The sequence below is a fragment of the Streptomyces sp. PU-14G genome, assembly GCF_041028275.1.
Lineage (GTDB): Bacteria > Actinomycetota > Actinomycetes > Streptomycetales > Streptomycetaceae > Streptomyces.
Genome location: NZ_JASKYT010000565.1, coordinates 1 through 2,431, shown reverse-complemented (window position 1 = coordinate 2,431; position 2,431 = coordinate 1). Strand labels below are relative to the sequence as shown.

2 protein-coding genes are annotated in these 2,431 nt (G+C 72.1%); both read right to left on the bottom strand.

The features are described from left to right. Window positions 1–28 precede the first annotated feature (28 nt). Window positions 29–733: a response regulator gene (locus AB8Z75_RS33405; protein ID WP_369208653.1), complete on the bottom strand. Its 705-nt coding sequence runs from the start codon at window positions 731–733 to the stop codon at window positions 29–31. Window positions 734–764: 31 nt separating this feature from the next. Further along, window positions 765–2,210: a sensor histidine kinase gene (locus AB8Z75_RS33400; RefSeq protein ID WP_369208651.1), complete on the bottom strand. Its 1,446-nt coding sequence runs from the start codon at window positions 2,208–2,210 to the stop codon at window positions 765–767. Window positions 2,211–2,431 lie beyond the last annotated feature (221 nt).

The following is a 2,431-nucleotide window of genomic DNA, read 5'->3' as shown; positions in this document are numbered from 1 at the left end:
GGAGGTGAGGGGGCCGGGAGTTGCCGCGCTAGGTGCCCGCGCCGGCCGGACGGCTTCCGCCCGCATGGCCGCCACCCGGGGTGACCAGACCGGACTCGTACGCCAGGACGACGGCCTGGGCGCGGCTGCCCAGGTCGAGCTTGGCCATGGTGCGGTTGAGATGCGTCTTGACCGTGGACTCGCTGATGACCAGGGCTTCGGCGATCTCGGGGTTGGAGAGACCGCCCGCGACCAGACGGAGCACGTCCACCTCCCTGCCGGTGAGCACCTCGAGGGTCTCGGGAGGCGGCGCGGCCTGGTCCACAGCCGGCGCGTACGCCTCGATGAGCCGGCGCGTGACACTCGGGGAGAAGAGCGTGTCCCCCTCCGCGACCGCGGCGACGGCGGCCAGCAGGCGCTGCGGACCGGTGTCCTTCAGCAGGAAACCGCACGCCCCGGCGCGCAGCGCCGCGTAGACGTACTCGTCGAGGTCGAACGTGGTCAGCACCAGGATGCGGGGGCGCGGCTCGCCGCTCTCCTCCAGGATGCGTTCGGTGGCGGTGATGCCGCTGGTGCCGGGCATCCGGATGTCCATGAGGATGACGTCAGGACGGTGTGCGGCGGCCAGCCGGACCGCCTCGTCACCGTCGGACGCCTCACCGACGACCTCCATCCCGGGCGCTGCCCGCAGCAGGGCGGCGACACCCGCCCTGATGAGCACCTGGTCGTCGACGACGAGCACCCTGGTCGTCACCGTGTTCGTCCCCCCTGCGCTGTCAGGGCTCTCAGGCGGGGAGGAACAGTCGCACCTCGAAACCGCCGTTCGCCCGGGGCCCGGCCTCCAACCGGCCCCCGTAGATCCTGGCGCGCTCCCGCATCCCAATCAAGCCGTGCCCGCTGGGCGGAGGCGAACCCGGGCCAGGCGGCACGGACTTCCGACGGCCGTCACCTGCCCCGGAACCGGAACCGGAACCGGAGCCGGAGCCGGAGCCGGAACCGGAGCCGGAACCGGAGCCGGACGATCGGGTAGACACGGAGGTCCCGAAGGGCGCGGAGGAACCAAAGGGCCCCGAAGACCCGGAGGTACCGGAGCTCCCGGAGGACTTGGAGGGGCCGGGATGGCCGGACGGCCCGGAGGGCAGCGGAGTTCGTCGGCCGTCGTCCGTGACGGTCACCGCCAGCCGGCGGGGTTCGTAGCTGACGACGACGGACGCCTGTGCGGGGTAGGCGTGTTTGATGACGTTGGTGAGCGCTTCCTGGACGACGCGGTAGGCACACTGGCCGAGCCCGGGCGCCAGGGCGCGCGGCTCCCCGGCCACCGTCACACGCACGGCAATGCCCGCTCCGCGGACGCGCTCCGCCAGTTCGGGCAGTTGGTCGAGCCCGGGCGCGGGGCCGAAGGCGGCGTCCGCGTCGCCGCGCTCGACGAGCCGCGCGTCACCGCCGTCGAGACGGTCGCCGTCTTCGATGCGCAATACCGCCAGGAGGCGACGCAGTTCGGCAAGAGCCTCCCCCGAGGTGTCGGAGATGGTGCCGAGGGCGCCTCGCGCGGTCTGCGGATCGGAGTCGAAGACGTATCCGGCCAGGCCCGCCTGGACGGATATCACCGACATGTGGTGTGCCACCACGTCGTGCAGCTCCCGGGCGATACGGACCCGCTCCTCGGCGACGGCACGGCGCTCGGCCCCGGCCCGCTCACGGCGCAGCTGTCCGGTCAGATCCGCCAGCTCGACGTTGCGCTGTGCCGACTTGCGCGCCAGATGCCCGAATCCGCAGATGACGCTGGTGTACAGCAGGCTCTGCCCGAACACGGTGGCCCAGGAGCTCTCCTGGCCCGTCGTCCCGGCGAAGTTCCACACTCCGGCCAGTAGCAGCGCGCACGGGAGCGCCGACCGCAGCGGGCGGGAGGAGGCGACGGTGTACAGCGCGAGGAGCGGCCCCAGGGTGTTGACGACGGGCCAGTAGTCCAGGGCGACGTACACGGTCCACACAGCGAGGACGCCGAGGCACAGAATGACCGGATTCCGCCGCCGGAAGGCGAGCGGCAGATTCACCGCACAGGTCAGCAGGACCCCCACCGTGTCCAGACCTGACCAGCCCATGGGGGTGCGGTCGTGGCCCAGCAGGAGGCTGACGGCCGTGATCGCGAGCGCGATGGCACCGTCGTAGGCCCACGCCGGTACGCGTTCGACCGCGCGGCGCAGCCGGGTCCAGGCCGTCGTGCTCAGCATCGTCGCAGCGTAGCCACCCATGCGGACGGTCAACATCCACCGGACGCGCTGTGTGGGTGCCGCGGTTTCTACCGCGCTGGTACGACGCCCGAGCGCCGCCTACCGCAGAAGGACAGGCTCCACTTACCGCCGTACGGTGACGACCGGACGGGCGCCCTCCGCGTACCTTCTGGTGCCAGGAAGAGCGCCACGTCCCGGGGGTCGGGGGAGGGAGGCTGCGG